Source organism: Streptomyces sp. NRRL F-4489, from assembly GCF_001509485.1.
Lineage (GTDB): Bacteria > Actinomycetota > Actinomycetes > Streptomycetales > Streptomycetaceae > Streptomyces.
Map to the genome: position 1 here is coordinate 22623 of NZ_LLZI01000234.1, position 12117 is coordinate 34739.

The following is a 12117-nucleotide window of genomic DNA, read 5'->3' on the forward strand; positions in this document are numbered from 1 at the left end:
CTACCGCGGCTCCGGCGCCGCGGCCGTCGCCGTGATCGCGCGGTCCGGGAGCGGGCTGGAGTAGACGACGCTGGTCGTCACGGAGCCGAGTCCGGCGATCCGGCCGGTCGTCGCTTCGAGGTGGCGCATGGAACGGGCGAGGACCTTGAGCACGAAGCAGTCCTCGCCGGTGACGTGGTGGGCTTCCATGATCTCGGGGGTGGTGGCCACCAGATCGTGGAACGGTTTGTAGTTGCCCGTGGGGTAGCGGAGCCGGACGAAGGCCAGGATGCCGAGCCCGAGCCGTTCCGGGTCCACCACTGCCGCGTAGCCGCGGATCACACCGCTCTCTTCCAGCCGCCGCACCCGCTCGGTGACGGCACTGGCCGACATGGACACCGTCCGGGCCAGCTCGGCGTAGCTGGCCCGGCCGTCCTGTTGCAGGGCTTCCAGGATGCGTATGTCGGTCTCGTCAAGGAAATCAGCGGTCATGGAGGAGAAATAGCACGGCATCCCCGGTCGTGGGGCGGAACGGCCGGGGATTGCCTGTTCCCGCGTGCGGCCGCGCTCCGTAGGGTTTCGGCCATGAACACCCCTGCCGCAAGCCCCGCACTGCGCGTACCGCCCGCGCCTCCCGTCGAAGCCGCCGCCTTCTTCGCCGCGCGCCTCGCCTTCCAGGCGGACGTCTCCGACGTCCGCGCCTCGCTCGACTCGGGTGACCCCGGTTTCGTGCTGGTCGATTCGCGGGGCGGCGCCGGCTGGGAGCAAGGCCATGTGCCGGGCGCGGTCCACCTGCCCACCGCCGACATCCCGGCCCGGGCCGCGAGCCTGCTCGACCCGGACGTCCCGGTCATCACCTACTGCTGGGGTCCTGGCTGCGACGGCGCCACCCGCGCGGCGCTCGCCCTCAGCCAACTCGGCTACCGGGTCAAGGAGATGATCGGTGGTATCGAGTACTGGATCCGCGAGGGCTTCCCCGTCGCGACCCCGACCGGTACCGAGCGGCGCGCGGCGGACCCGCTGACCGCTCCGGTCGGCGCCCCCACCTGCGCCTGCTGACGGACACCGTACGGCTGGGCGGTACGGTCCCCGCGCAGCCGGGATCCGTCAGGCCGGCTCGCCCTCCAGGACCTTGTCCAGGAAGGCGTCGAGGTTGCGGACGGTGCGCGCGATGCGCTCCTCCAGGGGGATGCTCTCCTTGTGCCGGCCGGCGAGCTGGGACTGCTTGCGGCCGCGGACGTAGAGGGAGCAGGCGAGGTCGGCGCAGAGGTACGTGCCGACGGTGTTGCCCTGGCGGCCGGCCGGGCCGGCGCGGCGGGCGGCCAGCAGGCTGACGCCGGAACCGGGGTGGCCGGTCAGGCACACCGAGCACACCGTGGTCTTGGTGAAGCTGCGCCGCACCCCCTGCGGGACGCGGAGCGTGACGCCGATCAGGCCGTCGCCGCGGGGAGCGACCAGATAGCTGCGGTCCGGGGCCTGCGGGTCGCGCCACCCCAGGAAGTCGAGGTCTTCCCACGGCAGGCCGGGCAGGCCCGCGGGGAGGTTGAGGCGGTTCGCCTCGCCCTTGGAGCAGTTCACGAAGGACGCGCGTATCTGTTTCTCGCCGAGCGGTTCCATGAAACGGACGCTAACAGCGGGGAGCGGGGCATGTCGTCCGATTTTCGGGCGGAGGGGGAGACAAGGGGCGGGGCGGAAGGCCGGGCGGCCGGGGCCTGCCCATCGCCCCGTCCCTTCCCTCAGCGGCTCATTCGATCACCGGTGGGGCGATCTCCCGGCGCGGGGCGGTGTCCGGGTCGTCCTCGTCGAGGTAGCCGGGCCGGCGGTCGGCGCGGCCGCGCGCGCCCGGGCCGGACGTGCCGGACGACGTGCCTGCCGTACCGGCCCTTCCGCCGTGGTCGCCCCGGACCGGACCGGGACCCGCCGCCGGGTCCGCGGCCGTGCCGCGGGCGCCGCCGCGGCTGCGGTGGAGTCCGGCGCCGCCCTGCTTGCTGCCGCCCGCCGGGCCGTCCGGCTTGGCGGCGGCCACCGGGGCGGCGGGCATCCGGCCCGCCAGCGCGGCGCGCGCCGCGACCGCGTCCGGGCTGCCGGCGCCGCCACTGGCGTTCCGCCCGGAGCCGTCCGAGCGGGCCGTACCGCCCGTACCGCGTGCCCCGGCGGCGCGCGGCGCGCCGCCCGCGACGCCGATGACGCCGGGCAGCAGGGCGCCGGCGACCGGGGCGGGCGGGGTCGCGGGGGCCTGGGCGGGCCCGGCCGCCGGGCCGGTGGCGACCGGGATGGCGGTGTGCGGCGCGGTGAGCGTGCCGCCGTGCACCGCGGCCAGCCCGGTCGCCACCGGCCGGTCGCCGCGCGGGCTGTCGAACCCGGCCGGGACCGCGCCGCCGCCCGCCCCGTTGGGCCGCTGCGCGGCGGCCGGCTTGTCGGGCGCGGGGCCGCCGGTCACCGCGACGTTCACCGGCGGCGGGGCCGGGCGGCCGGACGGGGCGACCGGCCAGTCGCCGTCGAGCCCCTGGCCGGTGCCCTCGCGGAGCCGTTCGCCCTGGGCCTCGTAGTGGGCGGCGAGTTCGTCCATCACGATGGCGGCCTCGACCTGGCGCTGCCGGGCCGGCGGGAGGCTGCCGCGGTTGAGTTCCAGCGCCATGCGGGTGTCCAGTTTGGGGTTGGCCATGTCCCGCTTGAACTGGGCCTCGTCGGCCCCGGGGGCCGCCGCCGTCGGGTCGTCGCCGGCCCCGGCCAGCCGCAGCCGGGTCATCGCCTTCATCGCCTCGCGGAGATTGTGCGCGACGCCGATCTCCGGGCCCGCGGTGCGCGTACCGATCAGCGTGGACTCGGCGTTGCGGGCGTGCTGGTAGCTGCGGTCGATCTTCGCCAGGACCTTGGCGGCCTCCCGGCGGAACGCCTGCGCCGCGGTGCCCTCCCAGTGCGCGCAGGCGTGCTCGACGGCGTCCCGGAACGCCTTGCGGATGCCGCCGTGCCCGTCCTCGCCGCCCAGCAGGTCGGCGGAGGACCGCCACTGCCGGCCGGAGGTCTCGATCGCCTCCGGGCTGGCGTGCTCGATCATCGCCTGGAGCTCGGGCAGGGGCCGCTTCTGGAAGCCGGAGGGCGACCGCGGCGTCATCCGCTGCCCCTGGAGCGACTTCAGCCGCTCCGCCCGCTCCCGTTCGTCCCGCCGGCGCTCCATCTCCGCGGCGCCGTCGCGCCCCGGCCCGGCCTCCGTCATACCGGTCCCCCTCCCTCGTTCCGCTCGTCCTCAAAGGTCCGGTGCCGCTCGTCCGCGGCGTCCGCGTCCCGCTCGTCCCCGAAGGTCCGGATGTCAGTCGTGCCGCGGGTGGCGGGCCGCGTGCTCCTGGTCCTCGTACGCGCCGCGGCTGGCCTCGGTCTTCTCGCCGAAGTTCCGGATCAGTTCCTGGAGCCCGCCGAGCACGTCGGACACGTACGCCTGCATGCCGTCGTGGGCGCCGGCCAGCTTCCCGGCCTCGGCGAAGCCCACGCCGAACGCCGACTTCGGGATCGTCGTCCCGTATTTCACCGCCTGGCTCGGTGCGTCCATATCGCGCTGCAGATGGCGCAGCTGCCGTACGACGTTGTCCAGCTCTTCCAGGTCAACCCTGAACTGCTCGGCCATGGAGTGCTTCTCCCCGTTCCCCCGCGGGCGTCCGCCACCAAGCTATCAAGCCTTCCGGCCCGCCCGTACGCCCGTTCTCCTGATACCCGTAACGGAGTGGATACGACCGCGGGACGGACCCCTTTCCGGTGACGAAAGGGGGGCGCGGACAATACCTGACGCCTCGTCAGCTACAGCTGCCCGCCCCGAGATCGTGCCGGCGGTCCCACACCCGCGACGAGATCCGGGCCAGGAGGCGGGCGGCGGGGTCGCCGGTGTCCTGGCCGTTGCCGAGCGGGCCGGTGTAGCAGACCGCGAGGGCGTACGGCGGGGCGTCCGGCGGGTGGATGACGGCGGCGCTGTGGCGTACGCCGTCCACCCAGCCGTTCTTGCCGGCCAGCCGGGTGCCGGGCGGCAGGCCGGCGGCCAGGTCCACGGCGTGGACGTTGTGCTCCAGCCGGGCCAGCACCTCCGGCTCCAGGGAGGCCAGCAGGCGGAGCAGGTCGAGGGCGGTGACGGTGTTGTCGATCCCGGCGGCGCGAGCCGCGGCGTCCTCGATGCCGCGCGGGCTCCCCGACGCGGCCGACGCCCCGGCCCGCCGCCACACCCCGTCCACCGCCGCCGGCCCGACCGCGGCCGTGCACAGGCTGGTGGCCAGATTGGACGAGTGGCTGACCATCCGCCCGGCGAGCCAGCCCAGCGGCGCGGTGCGGCCCAGCAGCTCCCAGGGCGCGGGGTCGCTGTCCTCCGCGCGCGCGTGGGCGTAGGTGCCGCCGGCGGCCGAGCGGAAGCGGTTGACCACCGGGATCTCCCGGTCGGGGGCGAGGCCGCTGCGGTGGACGGCGGCGAGCACGGCGATCTTCATGGTGCTGGCGGCGTAGTGCGGGACGTCCGCGTTCCGCAGCAGCACCGGGGGCCGCCGCCAGGGGGCCAGGGCGAGCGAGAGCATGGCTCATCGTAAGGCGGGGAAGGCCGGCGGGCGGGGGCCCGGACAGCCGGTCCAATCGGCTGCGGACGGGCGGTGGTTGACCTTACGATCCCTCGCATACCAGCCATCCGTGGAGGGCCCCGCATGTCCGATGTCTGGGACGACGTCCGGTCCCGGTGGGAGAGCGTCCGGCACGCCGTGGACGGCGGCGGCCCCGGGCCCGGTGACGACACCGCCTTCCGGCGCGCCGGTCCCGGGCTGTCGGTCAACCCCGTGGCGGTCACCGGCGAACCGGGTGCCGGGAAGACGGTCCTCTACGACGCCCTCGTCCAGGCGATCCGCAGCGGGGACGCCGACAGCCGCCGCAGCCCGGCCATCGAGAAGCACACCACCGTCCTGCGCGCCGGCGGCCGCCGCGTCCGCGCCGCCGTCACCGTCATCCCCGGCCAGGTGTCCGCCCAGCGCGAGCAGGCCCTGACCGGCACGATGCGCGGCAACGCCTCCCCGCACGGGCTCGTCCACGTCGTCTGCTGGGGGCACAACAGGATCTGGCAGCGCGGCGCCCAGCGGGACGTCCAGGACGTCCTCGGCGAGGACGGGCGGCCGGTGGACCCGGAGGCGGTGCGCGCCTGGCACCTGCACAAGGAGGCGGCGGACTTCCGCGAGCTGGTCGACCAGATCATCGACCGCCAACTGGCCCGGCGGCTGCGCTGGCTGATCGTCGCGGTGTCCAAATGCGATCTGTACTGGGACCGGCTCGACGAGGCGCGCGACTACTACATCCCGGGCCCGGGCTCCGCCGGCGGCGAGTCGCCGTTCGCCGCCCTGCTGCGCGACCTGGAGAACGAGACCGCGCTGCGGCTCGCCGTGGTGCCGATGGCCTCGCGCCTGATCCGGCACCAGTTCCTGCCCGGGCTGCCGGTGCGGACCTCGCAGCTGGACGATGCGCAGATCGGCGTCCTGCGGGCGCATTTCGGCCGGCAGCTCCAGGAGTTCATGGTCTCCGAACGGCAGGGAGGGCCGCATGGCAGCCCCTGACCACGGCCCCGCCTTCCTCCGGACCCTGGAGCGGGCCGAGGAGCGGCTGGCCGCCGTACGGGCCCTGCGCGCCCGGCTGCGGCGGATCCACCGGCTCCAGGCCGCGGCCGCCGCGGTGGCGCTGCTCGCGCCCGCGGTCCCGCTGGCGGGCGCGGGCGGGCCGGGCGGCGGCCGGGACGTCTGGATCGCCGTCGCGCTGCTGACGACGGCGGCGGCCCTGGCGGTGCTGCTCGGCCTGTGGTCCGCGTGCGCCCGCCCCTCGCGCCGGCGGCTGGCGGCGCAGGAGCGGGCGATGCTCGCGGACGTCAACCGCCTGCGGGAACTGTTCGCCCATGTCGCTCGGCGGGAGAAGTGGGACGCGTCCCGGACGCGGTCCGTCCGGGAGCGGCTGTCCCGCTTCCCCATCGAAGAAGGGTCCTTGTGATGATCAGGCGCGCCGCCGTCGCTTTCGGTCTCGTGGCGTTCCCCTCGGCACTCCTCACCACGGTCGGCTACGTCCTGGCCACCCGGACGCCGGGGTACTACCAGCGCCTCTTCGAGGGGCAGTGGGACGCCATCGCCACCGGCTTCGCGCTCGCCTCGTTCGGTGTGCTGGTACTGGCGTACGGGGTGCGGCGGGCCTTCAGCGTCCTGGGCGGCTTCCAGCCCGACAACGTGCGGCGCGGCCTGGTGGCCGTGCTCGGCGGCGTCCTGGTCCTCGGGCTGGGCGGGGCGGTGCTCTGGCGTCTGCTGGTGCCCTGACCGGGGGCGGGCGGGCCGCGCCGCCGTGCCGCTTCGGCGCCTTGCGGGTTGCGGCGCCCCGCCCTCCCCGGCCGCGTTACGGCGCCTGGCCCTCCCGGAGCCGTTCGGCCACCGCCGCCAGGGCCGTCATCGCGCCGTGCTGGAGGCCGCCGCCGAAGGTGATCCGGCTGGCGCCCAGGGTGCCCAGCTCGCGCGGGGTGGGGCCGTCCGCCATGGCCAGCGCGTTCAGCGGCAGCGGGGAGCCGGCGGCCAGCTCGGGCAGCAGGGCGGGCGGGGCGAGGATCGGATACAGGCAGTCGGCGCCGGCCTCGGCGTAGCGGCGGGCCCGCTCCAGGGCGTCGGCGGTCCCCGTGTCGCCGCGCAGGAACGTGTCGATCCGGGCGTTGATGACGAGCGCGTCGCCCGCCTCCGCGCGGACCGCGGCCAGCCATGCGGCCTGCTCACCGGGGTCGCGGAGGGCGCCGGTGGCGTGGTCGGTGTCCTCCAGGTTGCAGCCGACCGCGCCAGCCTCGGCGAGCCGGTCCACCAGCTCCTTGGCGGACAGCCCGTAACCGGCCTCCACGTCCGCGGTGACCGGGACGTCCACCGCCCGGACGATCCGGGCGATGGCGGCGAACATCTCGTCGGCCGGGGTCTCGCCGTCCGCGTAGCCCAGGGACGCGGCGACGCCCGCGCTGGGCGTGGCCAGCGCCGGGAAGCCGGCGTCGGCGAAGACCCGGGCGGAGGCGGCGTCCCAGACGTTGGGGAGGATCAGCGGGTCGTCCGGGCGGCGGTCGCGGTGCAGCGCGCGCAGCGTCGTGGCGCGGGCGGCGGCGGTCACAGTTCCTCCCCGGGGGGCTGGCGGACCGCGACGTTCACGCGGTTCCAGTTGTTGATGGCCACGATCACGGCCAGCAGATGGGCGAGTTCGGTCTCGGTGAAGTGCGCCGCGGCCCGCTCGTAGACCGCGTCCGGGACGAAGCCGTCGGTCAGGACGGTGACCGCCTCGGTGAAGGCCAGCGCGGCCCGCTCCCGCTCCGAGTAGAGGTCGCCGGCCTCCTCCCAGACCGGCAGCAGGTCGATCCGCCGCTGCTCGACGCCCGCCTCCCGCAGATTGGTGACGTGCATGTCTGCGCAGAACGCGCACTTGTTGAGCTGCGAGGCGCGCAGCACGACCAGCTCGCCCAGGACCGGATCCCCCAGCCCCTTCTTCGCCGCCTGCGTCAGCCGCAACTGCGCCTGGTAGAAGGCGGGCACCGCGCTCCAGAACTTCATCCGGTGGTTGCTCATCGAACTCCTCGAACTCCTCGAACTCTCCGAACTCATCGCGTTCACCCCTGGCCCGGGGCGAGGCGGGTGGTCACGCCGAAGCGGTTCCATGCGTTGATGGTGGTGATCAGGGCGATCACCTGCGCCAGCTCGTTCTGCTCGAAGACCGCGGCGGCCCGCTCGTAGACCTCGTCCGGGACGAAGCCGTCGGTGAGGACGGTGATCGCCTCGGTGAGGGCGAGGGCGGCCCGCTCCCGCTCGGTGTAGTAGCCGGCGGCCTCCTCCCAGGCGGGCAGCAGCGCCAGGCGCTCCTCGGTCTCGCCGGCCTTGCGGGCGTCGGTGGTGTGCATGTGGAGGCAGAACGCGCACTTGTTGAGCTGCGAGGCGCGGATGTTGACCAGCTCGATCAGGGTCGGGTCGAGGCCCTTCTTCGCGGCCGCGTCCAGGCCGATCATGGCCTTGTAGACCTCCGGCGCGAGCTTCGCCCACCGCATCCGGGGACCGTGCGCGTGGCCGCCCGCGGCGGCCTCCTCAACTGCCTTCTTCGGTGTCTCGTTCGTCATGCCCTCGACGCTACGCCGCCACTGGCCCCCCGGTATGGTCCACTTCCATGAAGAAATCGCGGGCCACTTCCGGACTGGATCTGCACCTGGACCTGGGTCCGGACCTGCGCCGGGACCTGTCCGGCGCGGGCGGCCTGCGGGCGTCCCTGATGGCCGCGCTCCGGGAGGCCGTACGGTCCGGGAGGCTCGCGCCGGGCACCCGGCTGCCGTCGTCCCGCTCGCTCGCCGCCGACCTGGGCATCGCCCGCAACACCGTCGCCGACGCCTACGCCGAGCTGGTCGCCGAGGGCTGGCTCGCCGCCCGCCAGGGCTCCGGCACCGAGGTCGCCGAACGGGTCCTGCCGCGGGCCGGCACCGCCGCGCCCCGCCGCCGCCCGGCCCCGCCGTCCCCGGCCGCCGCCCAGCCGCGCTTCGACCTCACCCCGGGCACGCCGGACGTGGCGTCCTTCCCGCGTACGGCCTGGCTGGCGGCGGCCCGGCGGGCGCTGTCCACCGCGCCCAGCGAGGCGTTCGGCTACGGTCCCCCGGCGGGCCGCCCGGAGCTGCGCGCGGTCCTCGCCGACTACCTCGCCCGCGCCCGCGGCGTCCGCGCCGACCCGGAGCAGATCGTCGTCTGCGCCGGCTTCATGCAGGCGCTCTCCCTCCTCTGCCGGGCCATCCGCCCGCGCGGCGGCACCCCCGGCCGGATCGCCACCGAGGCGTACGGCCTGCACTTCCACCGCGACGTCATCACCCGCGCCGGCCTCGCCACCGTCCCCCTCCCCGTAGACGCGCACGGCGCCGACACCACCCACCTCCCCGACCTCTCCGCCCTCCGCGCGACCCTCCTCACCCCCGCCCACCAGTTCCCCACCGGCGTCCCCTTGCACCCCGACCGCCGGGCGGCGGCCGTCAACTGGGCGCGGGCGACCGGCAGTTACGTGTTCGAGGACGACTACGACGGCGAACTCCGCTACGACCGCCAACCGGTCGGCGCCCTTCAGGGCCTCGACCCCGACCACGTCGTCTACCTCGGCACCGCCAGCAAGAGCCTGGCCCCCGCCCTCCGCCTGGCCTGGATGGTCGTCCCGGACCGCCTCCTGGACCGCGTCCTGGCGATCAAGTCCACCGGCGAATGGCAATCCGGCATGCTCGACCAGCTCACCCTGGCCGAATTCCTCTCCTCCGGCGCGTACGACCGCCATCTGCGCGGTATGCGCCTGCGCTACCGCCGCCGCCGCGACCAGCTGGTGGCCGCCCTGGCCGAACACGCCCCGCACGTCCGCGTCTCCGGCATCGCCGCCGGCCTGCACGCCGTCCTCGAACTACCCCCCGGCACCGAACGCTCCATCGTCCAGGCCGCCCTCTGGCAGGGCCTCGCCGTCCACGGCCTGTCCGAGTTCACCGACCCCGCCTCCCCCACCCCACCCCGCGACGCTCTGGTCATCGCCTATGGCCGCCCCCCGGACCACGCGTTCACCAATGTCCTGGACGCGTTGCTGCGGGTGCTGCCGCCGCCGGCCGACTAACGGCCACGGCGGCAGTCCCACCAGGTCGACCACCCCGACCGCGTACTACTCCTCGTAGGCGAGCTGGATCACATACGGCGAGCCGGGCACGGGCTCTGCGGGAGCGATGGCCCACCCCTGCTCAATCGGGATGGGGCGTGGCGGTCGACGATGACAGGCGCACCGAATTCGACGGCATGCTCCGAGGCTGTCACCAGCACACCTGGTCCGATGAGGTGCCCGTGGATCTTGTAGGCACCGGGCTTTACCGGGATGGAAGGCATGTGCGGGGATTCCTCTTCCCCGGTCCGCCGACGACAGGTCCGCCGCCGGGCAACGCGTCCCACCCTCACGGAGCCGGGGCTGCGGAGGGAGCGCTGAGTGCCGCGAAGTCGCATACGGCGCAGGCTCGTTGATCACGGCCGCGACTGGCGGAACCGGGCTTCGCGGTCGCCAATCCCCCAGATCGAGTCACGCCGTCATGCCGCCCGGCCGGCCCCGCGCCAGGCTCACTCGGTCAGCTGAATCACGACCCCTCTTGATCTCAACCGTGCTTGAGGTAGCACCATCCCCCGCATGACCACGGAACCCACGGCATACGCCCCCGCAGACCTCGAAGCCGTCAAGCAGGTCGTCGCCACCGTCGAGCACTCCCAGCAGCGCAAGGACCCCGACGCGTTCCTCGCCCTCTTCCATCCCGACGCGGTCTGGACGACGGCCCACGGCAAGGTTCTCATCGGCCTCGAAGCGATCTCCGAGTTCACCCGGAAGACGCTCCCCGCGGCCGGCTGGGACGGCAAGGTCAGCTACGAGGTGATCCACGTGCTCTTCCTCCGCCCCGATGTCGCGGCGGTCAAAGTCCGTCAGCGCTACCTGTCCCCGGACGACGACAGCGAGGGTGCTCCGCTGTACGTGATGACCAAGCAGGACGGCGGCCGCTGGCTGCTGGCTGCATGCCAGAACACGCCGGTCGTCACCGGCTGATCCCTTCGGCAAGGCCGCCGGGCAGCGCTCAGCCGGTGTGCGTTCCGGTGCTCCAGGCGACGCGGAGGTGCTCTGCCGCAGCGGCGGCTTGGCGCAGCCCCGCCTGGTAGGCCGGTTCCCAGGCCGTACGGTCATTGAGGTCCGGGCCGAATGCGCGGAGCGACGCCGGATCGGGCTCGACGGTCACCACCGTGTCCGCCGCGGCCGCCGCGATCTGCTGCTGGAGTTCGTCGGGAAACAGGTGCGCCTGCGGGTCGATCACGACGAGCGTGCGGGCTCCGGCCGCGAGGCCGGCATTGGTCGCCGACCGCAGCGAACCGTCCATGTAGCGGCGGCCGTTGAGGGCGATCGGCGGGTAGATGCCCGGGAACGCCGTACTCGCCGCCACGACGGACGCCAGCGGTGCCCCACTCGCGCGGTCGAAGACTTCCCGCTCGCCGGTCCCGGCGTCCGTCACGGGGATGAGCAGCCGCCGGTCGGGCCAGCCATCCGCGCCGACCATGGCGCGCATCCGGGCGACATGTCCCTGCTCGGGGCCGGTCTCGGCAGCGAGCGCGATCCGGCCCACGCGGCGCCGCGCCCCGGCCGGATCCGAGGCGGCGCTGCCGAGCACGGCGAACACCTCGCCCAGCCGGCGCCCGTCCACCCGGGGAGGGGTGCTGCCGGAGTCGGCGGGGCGCACCGGGGTGGCGAGCCGGGCGGGGTCCTGACCGGTGGCCAGCAGTGCGGCGGTGATCGCGCCGGCCGAGGTGCCGACGATCAGATCGGCCGCGCCGAGATCCACCCCGCCGCGGAGCAGCCCGCAGGCCACCCCAGCCGTCCAGGCCGTGCCGACGAGACCTCCGGCGCCCAGTACGAGCGCCCGGCCGCGTGACTGCATGACTGTCTCCCTCCCGTTATTGAAACACCCGTACCATATACTCGAGCACGCCCGGATCCGCAGGACCGAGAGGATGAACCACCGTGGGGCGACCCCCAGTTCCCGCCCGACGGGAGGCCGCGTTGGCGCGGGCGACCGATTACGTCCTGGCGCACGGACTGGCCGGGTTGAGCCTGCGGCCGCTCGCCGCCGCTCTCGACACCAGCCCGCGGATGCTGCTCTACGACTTCGGCAGCAAACAGGAGTTGGTCGCGGCCGTCCTCGCCGAGGCCCGCCGCCGCGGTGCGGCGCGGCTGGCCGAGAGCCTCCCGGCGGAGGCGGCCTCTCCGGAGGACCACCTGCGCGCCATCTGGGCCTGGATCAGCGCGCCCGAGCGCGCCCCGTTCGTCCGGCTGTTCTTCGAGGTGCACGCCGACGGCCTCGCTCACCCCGAGAACTACCCGGACCAAGCCGAGGCGATCACGGACTGGTTCCCCACCCTCGGCGCCGCGTTCCGCGACATCACCACCGCCGGCCCTGACGCCACTGTCGCTCCCACCCTGATCATGGCCGTCATCCGGGGCCTGCTGTTCGATCTCACCACCACCGGGGACCGCCACCGCACCGACCGCGCCCTGGACCGCTTCTGCGAACTCCTCCGGGGTTGACGCACCGCGCGCACTTCTGTC

16 protein-coding genes are annotated in these 12117 nt (G+C 74.5%); 7 read left to right on the top strand and 9 right to left on the bottom strand.

The annotated features are described in order from the left end of the window. Positions 1 to 471 (bottom strand): Lrp/AsnC family transcriptional regulator, encoded by a 471-nt coding sequence (locus ADL22_RS21195; RefSeq protein ID WP_066982024.1) that lies wholly within the window; start codon positions 469 to 471, stop codon positions 1 to 3. 93 nt (positions 472 to 564) lie between these two features. Here ADL22_RS21195 and ADL22_RS21200 point away from each other — a divergent pair, with 93 nt between their 5' ends. After that, positions 565 to 1038, top strand: a complete 474-nt coding sequence (locus tag ADL22_RS21200; protein ID WP_066981933.1) for a rhodanese-like domain-containing protein — start codon at positions 565 to 567, stop codon at positions 1036 to 1038. A gap of 48 nt (positions 1039 to 1086) precedes the next feature. Here the strand turns inward: ADL22_RS21200 and ADL22_RS21205 are convergent, their stop codons facing one another. The 4 genes from ADL22_RS21205 to ADL22_RS21220 form a co-directional block, all read right to left on the bottom strand. Beyond that, complete coding sequence (locus tag ADL22_RS21205; protein WP_066981936.1) at positions 1087 to 1596, bottom strand: FBP domain-containing protein; 510 nt, start codon at positions 1594 to 1596, stop codon at positions 1087 to 1089. Between the two features lie 127 nt (positions 1597 to 1723). Further along, positions 1724 to 3196 (bottom strand): hypothetical protein, encoded by a 1473-nt coding sequence (locus tag ADL22_RS21210; protein ID WP_066981938.1) that lies wholly within the window; start codon positions 3194 to 3196, stop codon positions 1724 to 1726. Positions 3197 to 3289: 93 nt separating this feature from the next. Then, positions 3290 to 3601: a hypothetical protein gene (locus tag ADL22_RS21215; protein WP_066981941.1), complete on the bottom strand. Its 312-nt coding sequence runs from the start codon at positions 3599 to 3601 to the stop codon at positions 3290 to 3292. 166 nt (positions 3602 to 3767) lie between these two features. Beyond that, positions 3768 to 4529, bottom strand: coding sequence for a serine hydrolase (locus ADL22_RS21220; RefSeq protein ID WP_066981944.1), 762 nt, complete (start codon positions 4527 to 4529; stop codon positions 3768 to 3770). A gap of 123 nt (positions 4530 to 4652) precedes the next feature. Between ADL22_RS21220 and ADL22_RS21225 the strand changes: the two genes are divergently transcribed. From ADL22_RS21225 to ADL22_RS21235, 3 genes are read left to right on the top strand one after another with little or no spacing between them, the layout of a single operon-like run. Then, on the top strand, positions 4653 to 5546 hold the full coding sequence (locus ADL22_RS21225) for a hypothetical protein (protein ID WP_066981947.1): 894 nt from the start codon (positions 4653 to 4655) through the stop codon (positions 5544 to 5546). Then, positions 5533 to 5970 carry a hypothetical protein gene (locus tag ADL22_RS21230; protein ID WP_066981949.1) on the top strand — a complete coding sequence of 146 codons (438 nt, stop codon included), beginning with the start codon at positions 5533 to 5535 and terminating at the stop codon, positions 5968 to 5970. The genes ADL22_RS21225 and ADL22_RS21230 overlap by 14 nt, the downstream gene beginning before the upstream one ends. Further along, positions 5970 to 6287 (top strand): hypothetical protein, encoded by a 318-nt coding sequence (locus ADL22_RS21235; protein ID WP_066981952.1) that lies wholly within the window; start codon positions 5970 to 5972, stop codon positions 6285 to 6287. Before ADL22_RS21230 ends, ADL22_RS21235 begins: the two co-directional genes overlap by 1 nt. A gap of 76 nt (positions 6288 to 6363) precedes the next feature. On the opposite strand, the gene ADL22_RS21240 is transcribed toward ADL22_RS21235, so the two are convergent. Genes ADL22_RS21240 through ADL22_RS21250 form a run of 3 tightly spaced genes read right to left on the bottom strand, consistent with a single transcriptional unit; the run spans position 6364 to position 8098 of the window. After that, on the bottom strand, positions 6364 to 7107 hold the full coding sequence (locus tag ADL22_RS21240) for an isocitrate lyase/PEP mutase family protein (RefSeq protein WP_066981955.1): 744 nt from the start codon (positions 7105 to 7107) through the stop codon (positions 6364 to 6366). After that, the gene (locus ADL22_RS21245) at positions 7104 to 7556 is read right to left on the bottom strand and encodes a carboxymuconolactone decarboxylase family protein (RefSeq protein WP_107116355.1); all 453 of its coding nucleotides are present in this window, start codon (positions 7554 to 7556) and stop codon (positions 7104 to 7106) included. The genes ADL22_RS21240 and ADL22_RS21245 overlap by 4 nt, the downstream gene beginning before the upstream one ends. A gap of 41 nt (positions 7557 to 7597) precedes the next feature. Then, positions 7598 to 8098 (bottom strand): carboxymuconolactone decarboxylase family protein, encoded by a 501-nt coding sequence (locus ADL22_RS21250; protein ID WP_066981958.1) that lies wholly within the window; start codon positions 8096 to 8098, stop codon positions 7598 to 7600. A 47-nt stretch (positions 8099 to 8145) separates the two neighbouring features. Here ADL22_RS21250 and ADL22_RS21255 point away from each other — a divergent pair, with 47 nt between their 5' ends. Next, entirely contained in the window at positions 8146 to 9606 is a 1461-nt protein-coding gene (locus ADL22_RS21255; RefSeq protein ID WP_066981963.1) for a PLP-dependent aminotransferase family protein, read from the top strand. Positions 9607 to 10161: 555 nt separating this feature from the next. After that, positions 10162 to 10569, top strand: a complete 408-nt coding sequence (locus tag ADL22_RS21260; protein ID WP_066981966.1) for an SgcJ/EcaC family oxidoreductase — start codon at positions 10162 to 10164, stop codon at positions 10567 to 10569. A 28-nt stretch (positions 10570 to 10597) separates the two neighbouring features. On the opposite strand, the gene ADL22_RS21265 is transcribed toward ADL22_RS21260, so the two are convergent. Further along, positions 10598 to 11449, bottom strand: a complete 852-nt coding sequence (locus ADL22_RS21265; RefSeq protein WP_066981969.1) for a patatin-like phospholipase family protein — start codon at positions 11447 to 11449, stop codon at positions 10598 to 10600. Positions 11450 to 11571: 122 nt separating this feature from the next. Between ADL22_RS21265 and ADL22_RS21270 the strand changes: the two genes are divergently transcribed. Further along, a complete protein-coding gene (locus ADL22_RS21270; protein ID WP_199836347.1) occupies positions 11572 to 12096 on the top strand; it encodes a TetR/AcrR family transcriptional regulator in 525 nt (174 codons plus the stop codon). Positions 12097 to 12117 lie beyond the last annotated feature (21 nt).

What these genes read in the sequence shown, in the direction of transcription:
- ADL22_RS21245 (WP_107116355.1), bottom strand. Translation starts at nt 7,556, where the DNA reads ATGAGCAACCACCGGATGAAGTTCTGGAGCGCGGTGCCCGCCTTCTAC.
- ADL22_RS21220 (WP_066981944.1), bottom strand. Translation starts at nt 4,529, where the DNA reads ATGCTCTCGCTCGCCCTGGCCCCCTGGCGGCGGCCCCCGGTGCTGCTG.
- ADL22_RS21235 (WP_066981952.1), top strand. Translation starts at nt 5,970, where the DNA reads ATGATCAGGCGCGCCGCCGTCGCTTTCGGTCTCGTGGCGTTCCCCTCG.
- ADL22_RS21225 (WP_066981947.1), top strand. Translation starts at nt 4,653, where the DNA reads ATGTCCGATGTCTGGGACGACGTCCGGTCCCGGTGGGAGAGCGTCCGG.
- ADL22_RS21195 (WP_066982024.1), bottom strand. Translation starts at nt 471, where the DNA reads ATGACCGCTGATTTCCTTGACGAGACCGACATACGCATCCTGGAAGCC.
- ADL22_RS21200 (WP_066981933.1), top strand. Translation starts at nt 565, where the DNA reads ATGAACACCCCTGCCGCAAGCCCCGCACTGCGCGTACCGCCCGCGCCT.
- ADL22_RS21255 (WP_066981963.1), top strand. Translation starts at nt 8,146, where the DNA reads ATGAAGAAATCGCGGGCCACTTCCGGACTGGATCTGCACCTGGACCTG.
- ADL22_RS21265 (WP_066981969.1), bottom strand. Translation starts at nt 11,449, where the DNA reads ATGCAGTCACGCGGCCGGGCGCTCGTACTGGGCGCCGGAGGTCTCGTC.
- ADL22_RS21230 (WP_066981949.1), top strand. Translation starts at nt 5,533, where the DNA reads ATGGCAGCCCCTGACCACGGCCCCGCCTTCCTCCGGACCCTGGAGCGG.
- ADL22_RS21260 (WP_066981966.1), top strand. Translation starts at nt 10,162, where the DNA reads ATGACCACGGAACCCACGGCATACGCCCCCGCAGACCTCGAAGCCGTC.
- ADL22_RS21250 (WP_066981958.1), bottom strand. Translation starts at nt 8,098, where the DNA reads ATGACGAACGAGACACCGAAGAAGGCAGTTGAGGAGGCCGCCGCGGGC.
- ADL22_RS21205 (WP_066981936.1), bottom strand. Translation starts at nt 1,596, where the DNA reads ATGGAACCGCTCGGCGAGAAACAGATACGCGCGTCCTTCGTGAACTGC.
- ADL22_RS21215 (WP_066981941.1), bottom strand. Translation starts at nt 3,601, where the DNA reads ATGGCCGAGCAGTTCAGGGTTGACCTGGAAGAGCTGGACAACGTCGTA.
- ADL22_RS21210 (WP_066981938.1), bottom strand. Translation starts at nt 3,196, where the DNA reads ATGACGGAGGCCGGGCCGGGGCGCGACGGCGCCGCGGAGATGGAGCGC.